Annotated in this window: 20 protein-coding genes; 11 read left to right on the top strand and 9 right to left on the bottom strand. The window is 57.0% G+C overall.

The annotated features are described in order from the left end of the window. Window positions 1-28 precede the first annotated feature (28 nt). Window positions 29-1,675, bottom strand: coding sequence for a propionate catabolism operon regulatory protein PrpR (gene prpR, locus BM205_RS10265; protein WP_092414403.1), 1,647 nt, complete (start codon window positions 1,673-1,675; stop codon window positions 29-31). A gap of 262 nt (window positions 1,676-1,937) precedes the next feature. On the opposite strand from prpR, the gene prpB reads away from it, so the two are divergent. The 7 genes from prpB (at window position 1,938) to BM205_RS10230 (ending at window position 11,052) form a co-directional block, all read left to right on the top strand. Beyond that, window positions 1,938-2,825 carry a methylisocitrate lyase gene (gene prpB / locus BM205_RS10260; RefSeq protein WP_092414402.1) on the top strand — a complete coding sequence of 296 codons (888 nt, stop codon included), beginning with the start codon at window positions 1,938-1,940 and terminating at the stop codon, window positions 2,823-2,825. Between the two features lie 57 nt (window positions 2,826-2,882). Continuing rightward, window positions 2,883-4,034 carry a bifunctional 2-methylcitrate synthase/citrate synthase gene (prpC, locus tag BM205_RS10255; protein WP_092414401.1) on the top strand — a complete coding sequence of 384 codons (1,152 nt, stop codon included), beginning with the start codon at window positions 2,883-2,885 and terminating at the stop codon, window positions 4,032-4,034. A gap of 93 nt (window positions 4,035-4,127) precedes the next feature. Further along, complete coding sequence (gene acnD, locus BM205_RS10250; protein ID WP_092414400.1) at window positions 4,128-6,722, top strand: Fe/S-dependent 2-methylisocitrate dehydratase AcnD; 2,595 nt, start codon at window positions 4,128-4,130, stop codon at window positions 6,720-6,722. Window positions 6,723-6,749: 27 nt separating this feature from the next. Then, the gene (prpF, locus tag BM205_RS10245; protein WP_092414499.1) at window positions 6,750-7,940 is read left to right on the top strand and encodes a 2-methylaconitate cis-trans isomerase PrpF; all 1,191 of its coding nucleotides are present in this window, start codon (window positions 6,750-6,752) and stop codon (window positions 7,938-7,940) included. Next, window positions 7,940-8,419, top strand: coding sequence for a pantetheine-phosphate adenylyltransferase (coaD, locus tag BM205_RS10240; RefSeq protein ID WP_092414399.1), 480 nt, complete (start codon window positions 7,940-7,942; stop codon window positions 8,417-8,419). The genes prpF and coaD overlap by 1 nt, the downstream gene beginning before the upstream one ends. Window positions 8,420-8,909: 490 nt before the next feature. Beyond that, on the top strand, window positions 8,910-10,490 hold the full coding sequence (locus tag BM205_RS10235; protein WP_092414398.1) for an isocitrate lyase: 1,581 nt from the start codon (window positions 8,910-8,912) through the stop codon (window positions 10,488-10,490). Window positions 10,491-10,638: 148 nt separating this feature from the next. Then, window positions 10,639-11,052, top strand: a complete 414-nt coding sequence (locus tag BM205_RS10230; protein ID WP_092414397.1) for an SRPBCC family protein — start codon at window positions 10,639-10,641, stop codon at window positions 11,050-11,052. Window positions 11,053-11,200: 148 nt separating this feature from the next. Here the strand turns inward: BM205_RS10230 and BM205_RS10225 are convergent, their stop codons facing one another. From BM205_RS10225 to BM205_RS10215, 3 genes are read right to left on the bottom strand one after another with little or no spacing between them, the layout of a single operon-like run. Then, on the bottom strand, window positions 11,201-11,725 hold the full coding sequence (locus BM205_RS10225) for a DUF1697 domain-containing protein (protein WP_092414396.1): 525 nt from the start codon (window positions 11,723-11,725) through the stop codon (window positions 11,201-11,203). Between the two features lie 30 nt (window positions 11,726-11,755). After that, window positions 11,756-12,361, bottom strand: a complete 606-nt coding sequence (locus tag BM205_RS10220; RefSeq protein WP_092414395.1) for a pyridoxamine 5'-phosphate oxidase family protein — start codon at window positions 12,359-12,361, stop codon at window positions 11,756-11,758. 34 nt (window positions 12,362-12,395) lie between these two features. Beyond that, complete coding sequence (locus BM205_RS10215; RefSeq protein ID WP_092414394.1) at window positions 12,396-12,848, bottom strand: hypothetical protein; 453 nt, start codon at window positions 12,846-12,848, stop codon at window positions 12,396-12,398. Between the two features lie 122 nt (window positions 12,849-12,970). Between BM205_RS10215 and BM205_RS10210 the strand changes: the two genes are divergently transcribed. Then, entirely contained in the window at window positions 12,971-13,858 is an 888-nt protein-coding gene (locus tag BM205_RS10210) for an alpha/beta fold hydrolase (protein ID WP_092414393.1), read from the top strand. Between the two features lie 31 nt (window positions 13,859-13,889). Further along, entirely contained in the window at window positions 13,890-15,311 is a 1,422-nt protein-coding gene (locus BM205_RS10205; RefSeq protein ID WP_092414392.1) for an HdeD family acid-resistance protein, read from the top strand. A 20-nt stretch (window positions 15,312-15,331) separates the two neighbouring features. Here the strand turns inward: BM205_RS10205 and BM205_RS10200 are convergent, their stop codons facing one another. From BM205_RS10200 to BM205_RS10180, 5 genes are all read right to left on the bottom strand, one after another. Continuing rightward, the gene (locus BM205_RS10200) at window positions 15,332-15,826 is read right to left on the bottom strand and encodes a DinB family protein (RefSeq protein ID WP_092414391.1); all 495 of its coding nucleotides are present in this window, start codon (window positions 15,824-15,826) and stop codon (window positions 15,332-15,334) included. A 92-nt stretch (window positions 15,827-15,918) separates the two neighbouring features. Further along, entirely contained in the window at window positions 15,919-16,698 is a 780-nt protein-coding gene (locus tag BM205_RS10195) for a slipin family protein (protein ID WP_175511233.1), read from the bottom strand. 176 nt (window positions 16,699-16,874) lie between these two features. Next, entirely contained in the window at window positions 16,875-17,462 is a 588-nt protein-coding gene (locus BM205_RS10190) for a 2OG-Fe(II) oxygenase (protein ID WP_254783839.1), read from the bottom strand. A 270-nt stretch (window positions 17,463-17,732) separates the two neighbouring features. Then, the gene (locus BM205_RS10185) at window positions 17,733-18,419 is read right to left on the bottom strand and encodes a Fe2+-dependent dioxygenase (protein WP_092414389.1); all 687 of its coding nucleotides are present in this window, start codon (window positions 18,417-18,419) and stop codon (window positions 17,733-17,735) included. A 30-nt stretch (window positions 18,420-18,449) separates the two neighbouring features. Then, window positions 18,450-20,684: a TonB-dependent receptor gene (locus BM205_RS10180; protein WP_175511232.1), complete on the bottom strand. Its 2,235-nt coding sequence runs from the start codon at window positions 20,682-20,684 to the stop codon at window positions 18,450-18,452. A gap of 407 nt (window positions 20,685-21,091) precedes the next feature. Between BM205_RS10180 and dkgB the strand changes: the two genes are divergently transcribed. After that, complete coding sequence (gene dkgB / locus BM205_RS10175) at window positions 21,092-21,901, top strand: 2,5-didehydrogluconate reductase DkgB (RefSeq protein ID WP_092414387.1); 810 nt, start codon at window positions 21,092-21,094, stop codon at window positions 21,899-21,901. A 70-nt stretch (window positions 21,902-21,971) separates the two neighbouring features. Then, on the top strand, window positions 21,972-22,970 hold the full coding sequence (locus BM205_RS10170; protein WP_092414386.1) for an aldo/keto reductase: 999 nt from the start codon (window positions 21,972-21,974) through the stop codon (window positions 22,968-22,970). The last annotated feature ends 77 nt before the right edge of the window (window positions 22,971-23,047 follow it).

Here is a 23,047-nt window from a genome sequence, read left to right as displayed (position 1 = left end):
TCGCACCTGAAATCCTTATTGCCGTTGATCATTGATTCCTGATCTTGCGCCATAGCGTGGTACGGCTGATGCCGAGATGTTTGGCTGCTGCTTCGCGGTTGCCACCGAAACGGGCCAATACTTGCGCGATGCTCTCTACGGTCGGCGGTGCGGCGCTTGTGGTTACCTGCGCGATTCCGGGCATTGGCATCGTTACCTGGGCAAATTCCGGCGCAACACTGAGGATGAAGGCCGGCGACAATGCCTGCAGCGGTTCAGCCGCCAGGAACAGCGCCAGCCTTTCCATCAGGTTACGTACCTCGCGCGCATTGCCCGGCCAGGCATAGGCGCCGAGCAGGGGGGCGCAAGCGACGATTTCAGCATGCAGATTCGGGTGCGGGCGGGCGCCAAGGGCGGCCAGCGCCTTTTTCAGGCACCATTCGGCCAGCGCGATCAGGTCTTCCGGGCGTTCGCGCAACGGCGCCAGCGTCAGCCTCAATACCGCCAGGCGATAAAACAGGTCGGCGCGGAAACGGCCTTCGCGTACCCGCTGTTCCAGGTCGCAATGGGTGGCGCTGATGATGCGCACATCAACCGCAATCGGCCTCGTACCGCCAACCCGTACCACTTCGCGTTCTTCCAGCACCCGCAGCAAGCGCGTCTGCAGCGCCAGCGGCATTTCGCCGATTTCATCGAGGAACAGCGTGCCGCGATGGGCCGCTTCGAACAGGCCGGCGTGGCCGCCGCGACGCGAACCGGTGAATGCGCCTTCTTCATAGCCGAACAGTTCTGATTCCAGCAGCGATTCTGCAATCGCACCGCAGTTGACTGCGACAAACGGTTTATTGCCGATGAGCGCGCGCGGATTCTCGCGGTGAATCGCTTGCGCGACCAGTTCCTTGCCGGTGCCGGTTTCGCCCTGGATCAGCACAGTGGCCTGCGATTTGGCATACAGTACGATCGACTGGCGCAGGGTTTCCATCATCGGCGAATCGCCGCGCAAATCGTTGAGGCCATGCTTGGCGCGCAGCGTGTCGGCCAGCGGCGGACTACGGCTGTGGCTGCGGTTCGATTCGAGTTGAGTCAACCGCGCGATTTCCAGCGCGTCGTCGAAAGCCTGGCGGATCGATGCGGCGGAATAGACGAATACCGCGGCCAGCCCGGCTTCTTCGGCCAGGTCGGTGATCAGGCCGGCGCCGACAATCGCCTTGACGCCGCTGGCCTTGAGTTCATTGATTTGTGCCCGCGCATCTTCTTCGGTCGCGTAGTCGCGTTGCTGGATATTGATGCCGAATGCATTCTGGAATTCCTTGAGCGCCGGCATCGTGGACTGGTAAGTGATGATGCCGATATCGGGCGTGATCTGGCGCGCGCGCGACAATGCCTGCAGCACGTCGAAGCCGCTGGCCTTGGCGATGACGACCGGGACCGATAACCGGCTTTTCAGATAGGCGCCGTTGGAGCCGGCGGAGATCACCGCGTCGCAGCGCTCGGTTTCCATCCGTTCCCGGATGTAGCGTGCGGCTTCGTCGAATCCCAGATCAATGGGTTCGATAATCGCGCGGTCGTCGTATTCCAGTGTAATGTCGCGAAACAGGTCGGACAGGCGTGAGACCGAGACAGTCCAGATTACGGGCTTTTGGTTGGGGTCGCCGGCTTCGCCGGCCTTACGTCGGGCGGGAGGTGGATGTTGCATGTTTCAAATATACGTAACAGATGTGTTTCAATATGCATCAATGTAACATCAATTGAAACAATTTCGTTGTTTATTTTGATGCCGGATGAATTTTTCCTGTGCCAATTTTTATTTGTATCTTATTGATTTTATTGAATAATTTATATTTTTCGCAAATTTATCTGGCCGTGCTTCACCGCGTGGCACAGCGATTGCTCTATAAAGGGAAAGTCCCGATGCAGACGTCTGCATGAAACAAATTAGCAATCCATCAGGAGAAGATATGAGTCAACATTCCGCAGGCGCGGCTTTCCGCAAGGCGATGCAAGAAGAATCCCCGTTGCAAGTGATCGGTGCGATCAACGCAAATCACGCATTGCTGGCCAAGCGCGCCGGTTTCAAGGCGATTTACCTGTCCGGCGGCGGCGTCGCGGCCGGTTCGCTCGGCTTGCCCGACCTCGGCATCTCCAATCTGGACGACGTGCTGACCGACGTGCGACGCATCACGGATGTCTGCGACCTGCCTTTGCTGGTCGACGTGGATACCGGTTTCGGCGCCAGCGCCTTCAATGTAGCCCGTACCGTCAAATCGATGATCAAGTTCGGCGCGGCAGCAATCCACATCGAAGACCAGGTCGGCGCCAAGCGCTGCGGCCATCGTCCGAACAAGGAAATTGTAAGCAAGCAGGAAATGGTCGACCGTATCAAGGCTGCAGTCGATGCCCGCACCGACGACAATTTCGTGATCATGGCGCGCACCGATGCGCTCGCAGTGGAAGGGCTGGAATCGGCGCTGGATCGCGCGATGGCCTGCGTCGAAGCCGGCGCCGACATGATCTTCCCGGAAGCGATTACCGAGCTGGCGATGTATAAACAGTTTGCCGCTGCCGTCAAGGTGCCGGTACTGGCCAACATCACCGAATTCGGTTCCACACCGTTGTTTACGGTAGAAGAGTTGAAATCAGCCGATGTCGGCCTGGTGCTGTATCCGCTGTCTGCCTTCCGCGCAATGAACAAGGCCGCCGAAAACGTGTACAACGCAATCCGCCGCGACGGCACGCAAAAGAACGTGGTCGATACCATGCAGACACGCATGGAATTGTATGACCGCATCAACTATCACGATTTCGAACAGCATCTGGATGCCCTGTTTGCAGCCCAGAAGAAATAAGACATCCGTATTTAAGACATACCCGTTATACCTATTCCTTTCCGTCAGGAGACAAAAATGAGTGAAGCACAAGTAACTAGTTTCAAACCAAAAAAATCCGTCGCACTGTCCGGCGTGACCGCAGGTAACACTGCGCTGTGTTCCGTCGGTAAAACCGGCAACGACCTGCATTACCGTGGTTATGACATCCTGGATATCGCCGATACTTGCGAATTCGAGGAAATCGCTTATCTGCTGGTGCACGGCAAGTTGCCGACTGCCGCTGAACTCAAGGGTTACAAGACCAAGTTGAAATCCTTGCGCGGCTTGCCAGCCAGCGTCAAGGCCGCGCTGGAAGCGTTGCCTGCCGCATCGCATCCGATGGACGTGATGCGCACCGGCGTCTCGGTGCTGGGCTGCACGCTGCCTGAGAAAGATGACCACAATGCGCCAGGCGCACGCGACATCGCCGACCGCCTGATGGCGTCGTTCGGCTCCATGCTGCTGTACTGGTATCACTTCAGTACCAATGGCAAGCGCATCGAAGTCGAAACCGACGACGACTCCATCGGCGGCCATTTCCTGCACCTGCTGCATGGCGTGAAGCCATCGGACTCATGGGTAAAAGCGATGCACGTTTCGCTGATCCTGTACGCGGAACACGAATTCAATGCATCCACCTTTACCAGCCGCGTGATTGCCGGTACAGGCTCGGATTTTTACTCTGCAATCACCGGCGCAATCGGCGCCTTGCGCGGTCCGAAACACGGCGGCGCGAATGAAGTGGCGTTGGAAATCCAAAAGCGTTACGACAATCCGGATGAAGCAGAAGCCGATATCCGCAGCCGGGTAGAGAACAAGGAAGTGGTGATCGGTTTCGGCCACCCTGTCTATACCGTATCGGATCCGCGCAACAAGGTCATCAAGGAAGTGGCGCGCAAGTTGTCGTCGGAAGCGGGCTCGACTGCGATGTTCGACATCGCCGAGCGCCTGGAGTCGGTGATGTGGGAAGTCAAGAAAATGTTCCCGAACCTGGACTGGTTCTCGGCCGTTTCGTACCATATGATGGGTGTGCCGACCGCGATGTTTACACCGCTGTTCGTGATTTCCCGTACGTCCGGCTGGGCCGCGCACGTGATCGAGCAGCGTATCGATAACAAGATCATTCGCCCGTCGGCTAATTATGTCGGTCCGGATAATCTGGAGTTTGTACCGATCGGCAAACGCTAATCGCTCAAGGACCATGACGGGCCGTACGGTTCGTTATGGTCCTTAAGTACAGTAAAGCCTGAGCCCGACTATTACCCCTTTCTTGACTGAGCCATGAACACAGCAAACCGCAAACCCCTTCCTGGCACCAAGCTGGATTTTTTCGACACGCGTGCCGCGGTTGACGCCATCCAGCCTGGCGCCTACGACAAGCTGCCGTACACCTCGCGCGTGCTGGCCGAAAACCTCGTGCGCCGTTGCGACCCCGCGACCCTGACCGACTCCCTGAAACAATTCATCGAGCGCAAGCGCGACCTGGATTTCCCATGGTTCCCGGCGCGTGTGGTGTGCCATGACATCCTGGGCCAGACCGCACTGGTCGATCTCGCCGGCCTGCGCGATGCGATCGCCGCTCAGGGCGGAGATCCGGCACTGGTCAATCCGGTTGTGCCGACACAACTGGTGGTGGACCACTCGCTGGCGGTTGAGTGTGGCGGTTTCGATCCGGATGCGTTCGGCAAGAACCGCGCCATCGAAGACCGTCGTAACGAAGACCGCTTCGATTTCATCAACTGGACCAAGAAGGCGTTCAAGAACGTCGACGTGATCCCGCCGGGTAACGGCATCCTGCATCAGATCAACCTCGAGCGCATGTCGCCGGTGGTGCAGGTGAAAGATGGCGTCGCTTTCCCGGATACCCTGGTCGGCACCGACAGTCACACGCCGATGGTGGATGCGCTGGGCGTGATCGCCATTGGTGTCGGCGGCCTGGAAGCAGAAAGCGTGATGCTGGGCCGCGCCTCTTGGATGCGCCTGCCGGACATCATCGGCGTTGAGCTGAGCGGCAAGCCGCAGCCGGGTATCACTGCGACCGATATCGTGCTGGCGCTGACCGAGTTTCTGCGTGCGCAGAAGGTTGTCTCCTCCTATCTCGAATTCTACGGTGAGGGTGCCTCCCACCTGACGCTGGGCGACCGCGCAACCATTTCCAACATGGCGCCGGAGTTCGGCTCCACTGCTGCGATGTTTTACATCGACGAGCAAACCATCAAATACCTGAAACTCACCGGCCGCGATGATGCACTGGTCAAGCTGGTGGAAATCTACGCCAAGGAAACCGGTCTCTGGGCCGACACTCTGAAGCACGCCGAGTACGAACGCGTCATCAAGTTCGACCTGTCTTCCGTGGTGCGTAACATTGCCGGACCGTCTAACCCGCACAATCGCGTGCCGACTTCCGAACTGGCCGCCCGCGGCATCAGCGGCAAGGTAGAGAATGAGCCAGGCCTGATGCCAGACGGCGCCGTGATCATCGCCGCCATCACCAGCTGCACCAACACTAACAATCCGCGCAACATGATCGCCGCCGGCCTGCTGGCGCGCAACGCGAATACTCGTGGCCTCACTCGCAAGCCGTGGGTGAAAAGCTCGCTGGCGCCAGGTTCGAAGGCGGTTGCACTGTACCTGGAAGCTGCCGGGCTGATGCCGGAACTGGAAACACTGGGCTTCGGAGTAGTGGCGTTTGCCTGTACTACCTGCAACGGGATGAGCGGCGCACTGGATCCGGTTATCCAGAAGGAAGTAGTGGAGCGCGATCTGTACGCTACTGCTGTCCTCTCGGGCAACCGAAACTTCGACGGCCGTATCCACCCTTACGCCAAGCAAGCCTTCCTGGCCTCGCCGCCGTTGGTGGTGGCCTACGCCATAGCAGGCACCATCCGTTTCGACATCGAGAAAGATATCCTGGGCATCGATGCCGATGGTCATCCCGTGACCTTGAAAGACATCTGGCCGTCCGATGAGGAAATCGATGCCATCGTCGCCTCCAGCGTCAAGCCGGAGTTGTTCCGCAAGGTCTACGAACCGATGTTTGCCGTGGTCGCCGATAACGGCGAGAAAGTCAGCCCGCTGTACGACTGGCGTCCGCAGACTACCTATATCCGTCGCCCGCCGTATTGGGAAGGCGCATTGGCTGGTGAACGTACGATGAAAGGCATGCGGCCGCTGGCGGTGTTGGGCGATAACATTACTACCGACCATCTGTCGCCATCGAATGCCATCATGCTTGATAGCGCAGCGGGTGCGTACCTGGCGAAGATGGGCTTGCCTGAGGAAGACTTCAACTCCTACGCCACCCATCGCGGCGATCACCTCACCGCTCAACGCGCCACCTTCGCCAATCCGACCCTGAAGAACGAAATGGTGATGGAAAACGGCAAAGTGAAAGCGGGCTCGCTGACGCGCATGGAACCGGAAGGCACGGTCAGCCGCATGTGGGAAGCCATCGAGATCTACATGGAGCGCAAGCAGCCGCTGATCGTGATTGCCGGCGCCGATTACGGCCAGGGCTCCTCACGTGACTGGGCCGCCAAAGGCGTACGCCTGGCAGGCGTGGAAGCCATCGTGGCGGAAGGCTTTGAGCGTATCCACCGCACCAACCTGGTCGGCATGGGCGTGCTGCCGCTGGAGTTCAAGCCCGGTGTCAACCGCATCACCTTGAACATCGACGGTACCGAAACCTTCGACGTGATTGGTGAGCGTACGCCGCGCACGACGCTGACGCTGGTCATCAACCGCAAGAACGGCGAGCGCGTGGAAGTACCCGTGACTTGCCGCCTTGACACCGCAGAAGAAGTTTCGATCTACGAAGCGGGCGGCGTGCTGCAGCGCTTCGCTCAGGACTTCCTCGAATCGTCAACGGCTGCCTGAAGAGGACAACACAAAATGGCTCACGCTTTGACACACCTACCTCAAATCAAGATTGCCGCCACCTACATGCGTGGCGGCACCAGCAAAGGCGTGTTCTTCCGTCTGCAAGACTTACCCGAAGCAGCGCAGGTACCCGGCGCAGCGCGTGACGCGCTGCTGCTGCGCGTCATCGGCAGCCCGGACCCTTACGGCAAGCAGATTGACGGCATGGGTGCGGCGACCTCAAGTACCAGCAAGACGGTCATCCTGTCCAAGAGCAGCAAGCCCGATCACGATGTCGATTACCTGTTCGGTCAGGTCGCCATCGATAAAGCATTTGTCGACTGGAGCGGTAACTGCGGCAACCTGTCCGCCGCGGTTGGTTCGTTCGCGATCGCTAGCGGCCTGGTCGATGCCGTCCGCATTCCGCAAAACGGCATGGCAACTGTGCGTATCTGGCAGGCGAATATCGCCAAGACCATCATCGCACACGTGCCCATCACTAACGGCGCCGTGCAGGAAACCGGTGACTTCGAGCTCGACGGCGTCACATTCCCGGCGGCGGAGGTGCAACTTGAATTCATGGCGCCGGCAGCTGACGAAGACGGTGAGGGCGGATCCATGTTTCCCACCGGGAACCTGGTTGACGATCTCGAGGTTCCGGGAGTCGGCACGCTCAAGGTCACCATGATCAACGCCGGCATCCCGACCATCTTCCTTAATGCGGAAGCGATCGGCTACACCGGTACAGAGCTGCAGGACGCGATTAACGGAGATGCCGACGCATTGGCCAAATTCGAGACCATTCGCGCGCATGGCGCGTTGCGCATGGGCCTCATCAAGCATCTTGATGAAGCAGCCAATCGCCAGCACACCCCGAAAGTAGCCTTCGTCGCCAAGCCAGCCAGCTATGTTTCCTCCAGCGGCAAGCAGGTCGCCGCCGGCGATATCGACTTGCTGGTGCGTGCGTTATCCATGGGCAAGCTGCATCACGCCATGATGGGTACGGCAGCGGTTGCCATCGGCACCGCCGCTGCGATCCCCGGCACGCTGGTGAACCTTGCCGCCGGCGGCGGGGCGAAAAGTGCGGTGCGCTTCGGGCATCCATCGGGCACCTTGCGCGTTGGCGCGGAAGCTAGCCAGGTAAACGGCGAATGGAGCGTGAACAAAGCCATCATGAGTCGTAGCGCCCGGGTGTTGATGGAAGGGTGGGTACGCGTGCCTGGCGATACGTTCTGATGGTTACAGCTATTTATCCAGGAACATTCGATCCGCTCACGCGCGGTCATGAAGATCTGGTGCGTCGTGCGTCAGGTTTGTTCGACCGCCTGATCGTCGGCGTGGCCGATAGCAAAAAGAAGAAACCATTCTTTACGCTTGAAGAGCGTTTGGCGATCACCCGTGAAGAGCTGGGACATTATGCCAATGTGCAGGTCGAAAGTTTTTCCGGGTTGCTGGGCGACCTCGTCCGCGCTCACGATGCGCGGGTCATCGTGAGGGGATTGCGGGCCGTCTCCGATTTCGAACTGGAATTTCAGATGGCCGGCATGAATCGCCACCTGATACCGAATGTAGAGACCTTGTTTTTGACGCCGTCGGACCAATACCAGTTCATCTCCGGCACCATCGTGCGTGAAATTGCCATTCTTGGGGGCGATGTTTCGAAATTTGTATTTCCGTCGGTGGTTGCAAGGTTTAACGCGAAGCTGCGTTGCTGAATAAATCAAAATCGTAAATCAAAAACGGCAAATCCCCGGGGCCGACCCGGGTAAGCCTTCCTCTGCGCCTGCGAACGGCAGGTCACGCCTTGGTATCAAACGACTTTTCCCAAAAAATCGTCAGTTCTGACGATCTGCTTCAACTATCCAAATCATTACGCCGGATTCGCGTGGCCCATTGATATTCCACAATACGAAAAATTGGCTCCACATTATGGGATGCAGGTGCGGAGAAAATCAGAAATCTGAATTCATTTTTTTGAAATTTAATTTCGCATAGCAAAAAACCGGATATAGGGCATTGAAAATAAACGAATTAATTTAAGTCATATGTCTTATATAAGACATAGCCTATCTCGAAAAAAGCCGCTATTATTCTTTCATGCAGTTTGCTTCGATTTCACCACTCTGGTTTTGATACGAGAGTGAACAGATGCACCGACACACAATTCGTTTTTTTTAATCTTGCTTTATTACCTAGGATATACACATGTCACAATATCAAGACGACATCAAAGCCATTGCCGGTCTCAAAGACAAAGAAGGTAGTGCCTGGAACGCGATCAATCCTGAGTCCGCCGCACGCATGCGCGCCCAGAACAGATTCAAAACCGGTCTGGATATCGCCAGATACACTGCCAAGATCATGCGCGATGACATGGCAAGCTACGACGCCGATTCGTCCAAATACACCCAGTCTTTGGGTTGCTGGCATGGTTTTATCGGGCAACAGAAGATGATTTCCATCAAGAAGCACTTCAACAACACCGACCGTCGCTACCTCTACCTGTCGGGCTGGATGATTGCTGCGTTGCGCTCCGAATTCGGCCCGTTGCCAGACCAGTCCATGCACGAGAAGACTGCCGTAGCCGGCCTGATCAAGGAGTTGTACACTTTCCTGCGTCAAGCCGATGCCCGCGAGCTGGGCGGTTTGTTCCGCCAGCTGGACGGTGCGCAAGGCGCCGCCAAGCAAGCGATCCAGGACAAAATTGATAATCACGTCACCCACGTAGTGCCAATCATTGCCGATATCGATGCCGGTTTCGGTAATGCTGAAGCGACCTACCTGATGGCCAAGCAGATGATTGAAGCGGGTGCATGCTGCATCCAGATCGAAAACCAGGTTTCCGACGAAAAGCAGTGCGGCCATCAAGACGGTAAAGTAACTGTTCCTCACGAAGACTTCCTCGCGAAGATTCGCGCCATACGTTACGCGTTCCTTGAACTGGGTGTCGACGACGGCGTAATCGTTGCGCGTACCGATTCGCTGGGTGCAGGCTTGACCAAGCAAATCGCGGTAACTCGCGAGCCAGGCGATTTGGGTGATCAATACAACTCGTTCCTGGACGTTGAAGAAGTTTCTACCGAGTCCATGAGCAACGGCGACGTAGTCATCAAGCGCGACGGCAAGCTTCTTCGCCCTAAGCGTTTGCCTAGCAATCTGTTCCAGTTCCGCGAAGGTACCGGTGAAGAGCGTTGTGTATTGGATTGCATTACATCCCTGAATAACGGCGCCGACTTGCTTTGGATCGAAACCGAGAAGCCGCACATTGCTCAGATCGGCGGCATGATCAAAGCGATTCGTAAAGTTATTCCAAATGCCAAGCTGGTGTACAACAACAGCCCGTCGTTCAACTGGACACTGAACTTCCGCCAGCAAATTTTCGACCTGATGAAAAGCCAAGGCAAAGACGTTTCTGCTTACGAACGCGCTGCGCTGATGAGCGTTGAATACGACGCAACTGAATTGGCAATTGCTGCAGATGAGAAAATCCGCACTTTCCAAGCCGATTCGGCGCGTGAAGCAGGCATTTTCCATCACCTGATTACTTTGCCGACGTACCACACTGCGGCGTTGTCGACTGACAACCTGGCAAAAGAATACTTCGGTGACCAGGGCATGTTGGGTTATGTTGCTGGCGTTCAGCGCAAGGAAATCCGTCAGGGTATCGCTTGTGTCAAGCATCAGAACATGGCCGGTTCAGACATCGGCGATGATCACAAAGACTACTTCAGTGGCGAAGCTGCTCTGAAAGCATCTGGTAAAGACAACACGATGAACCAATTCTGATAACTGAGTCTGGTGTAAAAAAAGCTCGCTGCGGCGAGCTTTTTTTGTGCGCAGGTCAGACCGTTCTGTAGTCATGCTAAATTAACGTTTGAATTAACGGTTCAATTAACGTCCTGCAATCCATCCTTCCTCAGACAAGGACAACATCATGTGGACTCACGAAGATAGCATTGAAACAACAGCTGCACCTGAGCAGATCTGGAAGCTGTTTGCAGACGTAGAGGGCTGGAAAAAGTGGAACCAGGGGATTGATAACATCGAGATCCATGGCGCATTTGCGATTGGCACTACGTTCTCGATGCAGCCTCCCGGCGAGGAGGTGTTTACCACGACCTTGATCGACGTCAAGGAGAACCAGGGTTTTACCGACGAGACGATCATAGACGGCACCCGCGTACTGGTGCATCACAAGATCGTGCCACTGGCTGCCGGCGGCAGCAAGGTCATCTACAGCACGGAGATTACCGGGCCGGCCGCGGCCGATTTCGGGCCGATGGTAACCGCGGATTTCCCGGAAGTGCTGGGGGCGCTGAAAAAGCTCGCAGAGCTTAGGGCCTGTTAACATTTGGTTTGAACCCTCCGGGAACGGCTGCAGGCGTAACATGCCGTCGTTACTCCTCCTTGCCGTAGCACCACTACGTCGTGTCGTCGCGCCTAGGCCTGTAACGCCTGCCACGCGTTCGCATTCCCAAATCAAATGTTAACAGGCCCTAAGTAGAGGGTAGCGCGGCGGCCAGCGCCAGCAGCTTGGTTACCGTGTTGATATTGCGCGCGGTAGCGGCGCCGGTTGACGGCGGCAGCTTCAGTTTCGATTTACCCATGCCTTCGGGATAGTGAATATAGATTTCTTTCTTCCCCGGCTGAACTTCCTCGCTGCCGGGGATGCGTAGCAGCTCAAGCCAGTCTTTGGGCAGGTTGCCGCTGCAAAAAACCACCGCTACTTTCGATGGCTCCGCTGCAGGGAATGGATTGGCTTTCAGTATGGCGCCCAACTCCGCGGCGGTGCGCAGCATGATATCGACAGGGTTGCCCATCGTCTTGTTCAAGGCTTGTTCCAACGCCTGGTGCACGGCGTCTTTGCTCAGCGGACTGTCGAAGATCACGTTACCGCTCTGGATATAGGTGCGAACATGGCCGAAGCCCAGTCCGCTGCATAGGGCAGCCAGTTCCGTCATTGGCAATATGCCGGTCCCGCCGACATTGATTGCGCGTAAAAGGGCTACGTAGGCTGTCATTGCTGTCGTGATTGTGGTTGCTGTAATTGGTTAATAGAGAGTCGCTTTTACGCGTTCCGGCAAATCACGGTCGTAGGTGTCGGCGTCAAAACCGCCGTTGCTCAAACGTTTCAGGATGGCTCCAGGGCTCGGAAAGCCGGCGCGTTCAATTTGCCGGGCAGGGTCCCACAGTTTCGAGCGCACCAGGGCTTTTGAACAGTGGAAGTAAGTTGCTTCTATCTTGACGATGATGACCGTACGCGGCAGCTTGCCATCCACTGCGAATTGTTCGAGCAGCGTCGGCTCTGCGGAAATCTCGGCGCGGCCGTTGACGCGCAAGGTTTCGCCGATGCCGGGTATGATGAATAGCAGCCCGATGCGCGGATCGGCAATGATGTTGCGCAGGGTGTCGATGCGATTGTTGCCGGGACGGTCGGGAATTGCCAGCGTGCGTTCATCCAGAATCTTTACGAATCCCGGGGTGTCTCCCTTGGGGGAGCAATCCATGCCGCCAGGCCCGCTGGAAGCGAATACGACAAATGGCGAGGCTTTGACAAAGGCCTGGTAGTCTTCATTCAGGAAATCTATTTCTTTCCATAATGAGCGTTCATGCGGTTTGCCGTAAATTTCTTCCAGTTGCTCGATGTTGGTAAGCATGTCGTCGAGGTCGATATGACGTTTTTAATGAAAATCAGGATTTGAATTTATTCTTGAGGGCGTCAAGTTTTGAGATTGATGCAGCCTGCTCGTTGCTGTTGTCGGCGTCGCCTTCGTAGCTTTCGTCCGCGTAGTCATCCTCGGCAAATTCGTCAGCCAGGTTCTTCCAGCCTTTGCTTGCCGCGTACGCGTTGAATTCTTCCGGCGCTTCCAGCACGATCAGTTTGTCATCTTGCAAACCAAGATCGCCATGGCCGAAGTCCGGGCCGACATAACCGATCTTGCGCAGCTGGCCCAGGACCTGGGCGATCAGCACCTTGTCTTCATACAGACGGTCTTTGCCGATCGCCGAGGCGAAATCGACATAGACGTCGATGATTCCATAGCCTTCGTCGAAAATACGAATTGCATTTATATTATGACTACGGCCAGTTGCGTCGGTCACGCTGAATGGCCCGCTGAGTTGGATGTCGGTTTCGTTGTTCATCCGGGAAGGATACACCAAATGATGATGGATCTGCCCCGGTGTTGTCGTCAGGGAGGTTTCATCGATCGAGATTCATCGGTAGACTGATCTGCCGGGGGGCGCAAAAAAATCGGAGGAGTGTCATGTTAAAGCGAGTCGACGCCGGTGTCCTGAATGTTGCCTACGAAGAGAGCGAGAGCGGCGCTGCCAACGGCCGTACAGTCTTGCTGCTGCACGGTTTTCCTTATGATATCCATGCTTACGATGACGTCACACCAGTGCTGGTAGCAGCCGGTTGCCGTGTCATTACGCCTTACTTGCGCGGCTTCGGGCCGACGCGATTTCTGTCTGCCGACACACCGCGCTCCGGCCAGCAAGCGGCGCTCGCGCATGACTTGCTGGCATTGATGGATGCTTTGGCGATCCCGGACGCGGTGTTGGCGGGTTATGACTGGGGCGGCCGCGCTGCGTGCATCGTGGCTGCCTTGTGGCCAGAACGCACACGAGGCCTGGTGTCCCTGGATGGTTACAATATCCAGGATATTGCAGCATCGGTAAGCCCGCAGACGCCGGAAAACGAATTGCGCTACTGGTATCAATACTATTTCCATGGTGAGCGTGGCCGGGCAGGGCTGAAAAAAAATCGCTATAAATTTTGCAAACTGCTATGGCGCCTATGGTCGCCTAACTGGCATTTCGATGAAGCGACTTACCGGCGCAGCGCGGTTTCCTTCGATAACCCTGATTTCGTTGACGTCGTCATCCATTCATATCGTCATCGTTTTGGGTTGGCGCCGGGTGATCCCGCGTTTGAGGGAACGGAGTTGCTGCTGGCTGCGCAGCCGTCGATTGGCGTGCCCACCGTGGTGCTGGACGGTGCGGGCGATGGCGTCAGTTTGAAAGGCGGCTCCGGGCAGCACGGGAAATTTTTTACCGGGCCGTATCAGCGCCGGGTGATCCCGATTGCAGGGCATAATCTGCCGCAGGAGGCCGCGCAGGATTTTGCCGCCGCTATACTGGCAGTGCTCTGATTATTATCAATGATGATCGAAAGGTAACCACATGTTATTACGTCTGGTATTGCTGCTGCTGGGTGTCGACTGCTTGCGCGATCGCTGGCGCGGGCTAAGGATCATCGGCTGGATATGGGCGGTTGCGGGCGTGGCGATTTTTATCGACGCCTTGGATGGCGCGCTATATTTTCCGATCAGTTTTTTCGCCTATTTTTTGCTCATCGAAGGAATCGCAACTCTGGCGGTAGCATGGACGGGAGTTGCCGGGCAACGCATTTTGCGCATCGTCAAAGCATTGGCGTTCATGATTGCCGCACTCCTTATTCTGGCGGGGCACCATCACGGCAATTTCATTTTGTCGATGATTTTCGGCACGATGTTTCTGGCTGACGGACTTCTGCAGTCTATCTCCGCCACCTTGGTGCGGTATCCGCGCTGGCGGCTGGCATTGGCCGGCGGCATAGTCGAATGCGCCATCGCGATTTTCTTTTATCAGCCGTATCCGACGCATTACGTCGGCACCGTACCTTACTGTATCGGGCTGGGGCTCGCATTCGGCGGCTGGCATATGTTGCTGCTGGCATATCGGGTACGGCGTTTGTCGGCCTCGGCGACTATTGAATCGGTGCTGCAAAATGCAGGTGGTGGATCCACTCAACAATCTGCTCAACAATATGCCGGGAGCGAAGCCGAGAATCCGGTTGAATGGGATGGGCCGCCCGCCGCCGATGAAAGGGCTCTGACAGTCCATGTATGGACGCCGGTCGGCTCGTCAAAGATGCCGGCGCAAAGGGTGCCGATCATCGATCGTTATATTGCCGCGGTTGATTCCGCCGGCGTTATTTCGACCGGCCATGCGGCGCTTGAAACACCTGAAGGCGTCTACATCAGCCTCTATCCCGGGGTCGAAATCGACAGGTCGCCGGACGAGTTCAGTCGTTTGCTGCGGGCCACCCGCGACAACGACGTGCCGGGCGTGTTTCAGCCTGACTATCCAACTGAATCGCGTGCCTGGTGCGAGTCGACGGCCAAGGTCCGGATCAGGAATTACAGCGCTGAACGGCTGCGCGTTTTTTGGGAAAATTACAGGCGAGACACTACCTATAACCTGACTTATAGAAATTGTTCAAGTTCGGTCGCTCGTGCACTGGAAGCGGCGCTTGAAGGGGTTGTAGGCAAGGCGCGCGGCCGCGACAGGGGCTGGGCTGCTTTTGTGCGTTTGTTCCTGACGCCGGAGTTATGGGTCGCCGCGCAGATCCGCAAGCGCGCAAAAACCATGGCGTGGACGCCAGGGCTTACCTTGGATTATGCCCGCGCCATGAGCATGTTGGCCGACCCAAGGCCGTTTGGCTGGTTGAAGATGGCGCGCCTGGCTATGCGGACAATGTCACGCTCGCGTCGGGAATGGCGGCAGGAGCAAAAAACGGCGATGCAGCCGGCGCCGGCGAATGACGAGAAAATTACGTCATAGAGCCTGGTCAACGAGCCGTGTTACCGGTGCGCGGTCTGTATTTTCCCAAGCAGCCACTGCAAGCCCGCCAGGTGTTGCTGGTCGTGGCTGCACAGATAGTGCACCAGGCCGCGTAGCGTTACAGGGCCATAACCTTCAAATTCGGCGCTGCGTTTGAACTGTTCTTGATTCAGGCTTGACAGCAGTTCAACGGTCTTGGCCCGCGCTGCGCGAAATGCGCTAAAGACCGCGCCGGGATTGGCGGCACCGTAATCGCGCTCGCTGGCAAGGGCGTCGCTATCGATAGAAGCCAGCAGCGGATTGGCTTCATCAAGCGTGCGTCGGAAGCGCAGTTGATAGCCGTCGATCTCGATGTCGCGCACGTGGCAAATCTGCTCGATGGCGGTGAACGGTTCACTTGGTACGCCATCCCAGGAGGCCGGCGTCCAGTGCCGGAATTCGGTAGGAATGGCGGCAAAATGCGCTTCTAGCTGCAGCGGGAAAGCAGCGAGGGTGTCGATCGTGATTGGATGCATGATTGAAGGTATTCCTGGCGCGCCGGGGGACGATGATTTTTGGAGAGCCAATTATATGGCAGCGCCAAAAAAGCGTTGTACGACTGCCGGTTTTAATTCTGCTGCGGCGTCTTCCTTTTATCTCCCAGGAATGAGGACAGCAGATCCATCGGCAATGGAAATACGACCGTGGTGTTCTTGTCGGCGCCAATCACTGTCAGCGTTTCCAGGTAGCGCAGCAGGATTGCTTGCGGTTCCTGCGCCAGGACGTGAGCTGCCTGGTAGAGCTTTTCAGATGCTTGCAGCTCACCCTCGGCATGGATCACCTTGGCGCGCCGTTCACGCTCCGCTTCAGCTTGCCGTGCGATGGCGCGTATCATCGATTCGGTCAGGTCAACCTGCTTGATTTCGACATTGGAAACCTTGATGCCCCAGGAGTCGGTTTGCGCATCGAGCGCCTGCTGAATGGCGAGGTTCAGCTTTTCGCGCTCGGCCAGCATGTCGTCCAGCTGATGTTTACCCAGCACCGAACGCAACATGGTTTGCGACAACTGACTGGTGGCGTTGAAAAAATTGGCGACTTCGACGATGGCTTTCTTGGGATCGATGACGCGGAAATAAACCACCGCATTCACCCGCACCGAGACGTTGTCGCGCGAGATCACATCCTGTGTCGGCACTTCCAGCACGACGGTCCGCAAATCCACCCTGACCAGTTGCTGAATGGCTGGAATCAGCAGCACCAGTCCCGGCCCTCTGACGCCGGAAAACCGTCCCAGGGTGAAGACCACGCACCGTTCATATTCCCGAAAAATGTACACTGCCGCATTCAGCAGGATGATCAATACGAAAATGCAGGCGACCAGTCCGAACCAGGCGAAATTCCAGGGCATTTTGTGCCTCCTTCCTTGTCGAGGATGACCTTGCGCTGGTTGTCCGGCAACCGGATACGTTGGCTCACAACTGGCAAGTCATACAAACAGTATAGGTCACCGTACGCGACATGGACATGCCGAACCTATCCCAGGCGCATCGGCCTGCGCTGGATCGGAGGTTTCTTAATTTGCAACTAATTATCTAAGGCGGGCCGTCGTCTGAACCAGCCGGCAAGGGACAGGCGGTCGCGCGTCGCCGGCAGTACTTCGTGCAGCATGTCGGCCGACAGGAACAGCACCAGGCGGCTCCCCATAGGTGAAATGTCCTGCACGGATTCGCCTTGCGGATGCAAACGCAAGGCGCCGCCTTGTTCCGGCAGCCAGTCGTGATTGAGATAGATGATGACCGACACCGTACGGCAGTCATCGTCGCGGAAACGGTCAAGGTGGGTCTGGTAGGAGGCGCCTGGCCCGTAAAGGGCAAAGTGGCTTTCATAATCCACCAGCCCCAGATAAAGCGCGCGGTTGAGCGCTATGCGCAGGTTCTCCATGATGTGCAGATAGCTGTCGCACGCCGGCGATTGTCCGGCTTTAAGCCAAAGAATCCGGTCGCCACGGATATCGGTCCGTATTGCCTGAGCCGTACCGCGGCCTACGCTGGCAGCGTTCAGGGCGCCGCTGGCTGCCAGCAAACGGCATTCGGCGGCCAGCTCCAGCGTCAGTTGCTCCGGCAGGAAAATGTTTTGCTGCGACCAGCCATGCTCGGCCAAATCATCGGCCAAATGCGGCTGCAGAGCCTCGCTGAGGTACTCGGGCGAAATTGGGAACTCCGGAAACATCACAACCACTCTTTGCTGGAAAACGTGCATTAACTGCAAATCGTCAATAATCCAGGAGTGGCGTCGGAAATGGCGCCAGGAGTGTTGTTTCAACGATGCCGCCATCAGCAGTTCGCGCAAGCGAAGCGTGAGGCTAGCGAATCAGTGTAACACCGCGGCAGATTAGTGCTTGCTACAGTGCCAGGCGAATTTCAGGTGATATTCAGGTGATATTCAGGTCTCGCTCCATTGCCGCATCAGGTTGTGATAACAGCCGATCAGGGTGCGCCGCGCTTGTTCGTCGGCGTTGGTCTGATTCAGTTTCTGGATAGCGTTATCCATGTCGAACAGCATGCTGCGTTGCGCGTCGTCACGCACCAGGCTCTGTACCCAGAAGAAACAGGCGGTGCGCACACCGCGTGTGATCGGCGTCACCTGATGCAAGCTGGTGGCCGGATAAATCACCATATCGCCAGCTGCCAGTTTTACCGAGTGCATGCCATAGCTGTCTTCAATCTGCAATTCGCCGCCGTCGTATGAAGCCGGGTCCGACAAGAACAGGGTGGCTGAGATATCGGTACGCAGCTTGCGGCCGTCATGCGGATGGATCCGCACGCTGCCATCGACGTGGGCGCCGAAGGTCATGCCTTCGCCGTAGCGGTTGAACATCGGCGGATAGACTGTATTCGGCAGCGCTGCGCTGATAAAGCGCGGGTGGCGCTCCAATACCTCCAGAATGATCTGCTGGCATTGAAACGCCACTTCGGAGCGTTCGTCGATCTGCTGATTGAACTTGAGTGCCGCGCCCTGGTAGCCAGCCGTGACGCGGCCGTCGACCCACGCCGGTCCGGCCTGGTCTAGCAAGTCGCGCACAGCGTCAAGCTGCTGCGCGTTGAGAACTTTAGGAATGGCAATCAGCATGAACGACTCTTTATGACTAGGCGTCCCCGACTACATACGATAGTTGACCGACAGCATGGCGGTGCGGCCGTTGCCCGGCACCGCACGTCCGCCGTCGGACTGGATCAACGAATCGTAATACATCTTGTTGGTCAGGTTGAACAAATTCAAGCGTATATCGTATTTCGGCTGGGTATAAGCCACCGTTGCGTCCCAACGTGTATAGCCGCCGACCTGCACGGTGTTGGTAGGGTTGGCGTAGCGCTCCGACATGTAAGTGGCGCCGCCGCCGACTTCCCAGTGCGGTGCGACCTTGTAGGTGGACCAGGTGGTCAGCGTGTTCTTGGGCGTGTTGACCGGGATCTTGCCCAACGTGCCGTCGAGTCCGGAAGACTGGATCACCTTGGCGTCGAGGTAGGTATAGCCGAGCGCGACTTGCCAGTCCTTGGTGATGCTGCCGACGGCGCCGGCGCGTGCGCCATTGACCCTGACCGTGCCATCCAGCTCATACACACCGGTGGTGATCTGGCTGCGCGCATTCTCTTTCGTGATCTGGAAGATGGCCGAGTTGAGCGACAGCTTGCCTTTGAGCAGATCCCATTTGCCGCCCAGTTCGTAGGAACGGTTCTTTTCCGGATCGAGGTTTTGCTGGCCGGTGGTGCCGGTCAACTGTTCCAGCGAAGGGTTGAACGACGTGCCGTAGGACAGGTAGTAAGACTGCTCGGTGCTTGGCTGCCAGATGCCGCCCGCGCGAACGCTGGTGAAGTTGACCGTCTGCTGGGCAGAGGCGAGGGCGGTGTTCTTGGCGGCCGCAGGCGCGGTGGTCGAATTCAGCGAATTGGTGATGCTGGCTATGTATCTGTCGAAGCGCAGGCCGCCGACCAGTTTGAATTCAGGCGTCAGCGTCACCGTGTCGTTGACGTAGGTGGCAATCGTGTTGGCGGAGCCGCCGGCACGGTTGCCGGCCTGGCTGGCGACATTGCTGCCGGCGGTGCTATAGCCCGGATTGACCAGCGGTACGCAGTCGTTGTAACCGGCTACTGTCGAGGTAGCATTCAATGCTACGCCGTTGCAGCTGCCGTTGCGGTAGTAGCCTTGGTTGTCGTAACCGTCATGGCCGAGTTCCAGGCCGATCAGAAGCTCATGCTTGATGCTGCCGGTGCTGAGATTGGCCGACAGTTCGGTCTGGTTGAAAATCGAATAGTCGCGGATGTCGCGGTCATGGCTTTGGCCGCGCACGTACAAACTGCTCAACGGCAGTGCGCTGATGGCTGACGGCGTCAGCGCGGTAAAGCCGGCGGCCGAAACGGTGCCAATGGTGTTGGGCGCGGTTTCTACTGCACTGGTGCGGACATAGTTGAATTGCGTCTGGTTGCGCAACACGACGTCCGGCGTGATCTTGTGCCTGACGGTGGCGTTCAGCGCTGCCACATCCTGGTTGGTGTGGTCGCTGTCGAGGCCGTATGCGGTATTGCGGTCGACCGGAGCAGGATGGCCGTTGAGCGGCGGCAGGCCGTAATCCGGCATGTCGTGATTGTGCTGCACCAGGGCCGACAAGGTAATTTCAGTCGGGGTGCCGATGCCGAATACATAAGAGCCGGCCAGACCGAAATCCTGGACGTCGGTCTGGTCGCGTGTAGTGGCCTTGCCATTTTGCGCCATGGCCGAGAGGCGGACTGCGGACGTATCCGACAGCGGATGATTGTAATCCGCGGTGGTGCGAACCAAACCGTTGGTGGTGGCTGAAGCAGAGACTTCAGTCGATTCATGCAGGTTGGCTTTTTTGGTCACCTGGTTGATTACGCCGCCGGTAGAGCCGCGGCCGAACAGCATCGATGACGGCCCCATCAGCACTTCGACCTGATCGATGGCGAACGTGTCGCGATAGTACTGGCCGCGATCGCGGAAGCCGTCCAGGTAGATGTCGGTGCGAGCGGAAAAACCGTTCAAATTAATGTTGTTGCCGATTTGGCCGCCTTCTGCGCCACCCAGCGTAATGCCGGCAACGTTGCGCAGGGCATCCGCCAGCGAGCTCGCGCCTTGCGATTGCATCAGCGCTTTGTTCACCACTACTACCGATTGCGGCACGTCATGCAGGTCGGCCGACAGCTTGGTGAGGGAGGTACCGTTGGCGTTGAAATCGCCGCGGCTGCCTTCTACAGTCACTTCCTGCAGCATTGCTGGTGCGGGGTGGGCTTTCGGGGCAGGGGCTTGTTGCGCGTACAAAGGCAGGGGAGCGGCGAACACTGCGACCAGGGCAGCGGCAATCGGGTTAAGGCGGTTCATTGTTTTAGTTGTCAAAAAGGTTTGGCTTCGATGAGGAAGCAGACTTTTGGCTGGCTATCACGGCGTATGAACCCGTTTTGCTGGCTGGTATGTATAGCATTGTAAATGAGAGTGATTGTGTAATCGATTCTTATTTAGATTTAATTGATGAAGGCGATTATAAATGAGATTCAATGTGAATTAATAGTTGAACCAGTAGGGGAATTATAAAAAACGACTGATAAGCAACAGCTTGTCATATTTCCCATTGTTTCCATTTTTGGCCTGATCAAGCCGATGATTGTTGATGTCGTGGCAAATATCATTTGACGATATATGTATTTTTCGCAACAAAAAATGGGTGCAAAGTACGTCTTTCGCCGTTCATCTCCAATTGATCGGCTCTCATTCAATTTCAAAGGACATCCATGACTATCAGCATCCCTGACATCGGCCTCGGCACCTTCCGCTTGAAGGACCAGGTGGTGATCGACTCGGTTCGCACCGGCATCGAGGTCGGTTATCGTCATATCGATACTGCGCAGATCTACGGCAACGAAGCAGAGGTCGGGCAGGCGATTGCAGAAAGTGGTGCGGCGCGCGATGAACTGTTCATTACCACCAAGATCTGGATCGACAACCTGGCGCACGACAAGCTGATTCCCAGCTTGAAGGAAAGCGTGCACAAGTTGCGGCTGGAACAACTGGATCTGACGCTGATCCACTGGCCGTCGCCAAAGGATGCAATCCCGGTCGCGGATTACATGGCGGCGCTGGCCGAAGCCAAGGCGGCAGGATTGACGAAGCTGATCGGCGTTTCCAATTTCACCAACACCCAGCTGACTCAAGCTATCGCGGCTGTCGGTGCGGCGGAGATTGCGACCCAGCAGGTTGAGATTCATCCGTTCTTGCAGAACCGCAAGGTGGTGGAGTTTGTCCGCAGCCACGGTATCCATATCACGGCTTATATGCCGCTAGCCTATGGCAAAGTGATGCAGGAACCAGTGATTGCGCGTATCGCCGAGCGGCATCAGGTAAATCCGGCGCAGATCGCCCTGGCATGGGCGCTGCAGCAAGGTTTCGCCGTGATCCCATCGTCGACCAAACGCGCCAATCTGGAAAGCAACCTCAAGCTGCAGGGCATTGTGCTGTCGGCCGAGGACATGGCGCAGATCGCCGGCCTTGAGCGCAACGAGCGGCTGGCTAATCCGGATGGCCTGGCGCCGCTCTGGGATTGATGTCACAAACATCACCAACGTCGCTAACGTCGCAAAAGCAGCAACTGTTTAATCTATTCGAGGAAATACCATGCGTATCAATTTACCCGGCAAAGTAGGATTCGGCACCGCCCCCTTGGGCAACATGTTTCGCGATATTCCGCCGCAGGAAGCGCTGGATACGGTAGAGGCAGCTTGGCAGAACGGCATACGCTATTTCGACGCCGCGCCCTTTTACGGCGCTGGCCTGGCCGAATTGCGTCTGGGCGAAGCGTTGGCCACGCACCCGCGCGATGAATATGTGCTGAGCACCAAGGTCGGACGTTTGATCCTCGATGAGGTCGAAGACACCAGTACCCGCGATATGGGCGAGAAGGGTGGTTTGTTCGTGCATGGCTTGCCGAACAAGGTCATCTACGACTATTCCGCCGACGGCACGCTGCGCTCGATTGAAGATAGCCTGAAGCGCTTGCGTACCGACCGCATCGACTACGTCTGGATTCACGACATCGCCCAGGATTTCCATGGTGAAAACTGGCGCGAAGTGTTCGATGTCGCCATCAATGGCGCAGCGAAGGTATTGACGCGTTTGCGTGAGGAAGGCGTGATCAAGGGCTGGGGTTTGGGGGTGAATCGGGTCGAACCTTGCGTGTTGGCCTTGCAGCGAGCCGATCCCGATGGTTTCTTGCTGGCTGGCCGCTACACCTTGCTCGATCACCAGCATGCGCTGGCGCAACTGATGCCCGCCTGCGAACAACGCGGCGCCGGGATTGTTGTCGGTGGGCCTTACAACTCCGGTATCCTGGCTGGCGGCGCGCATTTCGAATATCAGAAGGCTACGCCGGAAATGACAGAGCGGGTCCGGCAACTCCAGGCTATCGCCACGCAATTCAATGTCGATATCAAGGCTGCGGCATTGCAGTTTTCGCTAGCCCATCCGGCGGTCGCGGCGGTGATCCCGGGCGCCAGCCGGCCTGAACGCATAGCAGAGAACCTGGCATTGGCGGAAGCGCATATTCCCGCCGGGTTCTGGCTGGCGCTGCGCAAACAAGGTTTGGTCGCGGCCAATGCACCGCTGCCAACGCCGTAGTCAACACCGCCGCCAAATGAGTGACTTGCCATAAAGCATCTTAATCGATTTCCCCTAATTCGCGTTCAGCAAACGCG

It is taken from the genome of Collimonas sp. OK307 (assembly GCF_900113705.1).
GTDB lineage: Bacteria > Pseudomonadota > Gammaproteobacteria > Burkholderiales > Burkholderiaceae_D > Collimonas.
This window is presented reverse-complemented; position numbering and strand designations above follow the sequence as displayed.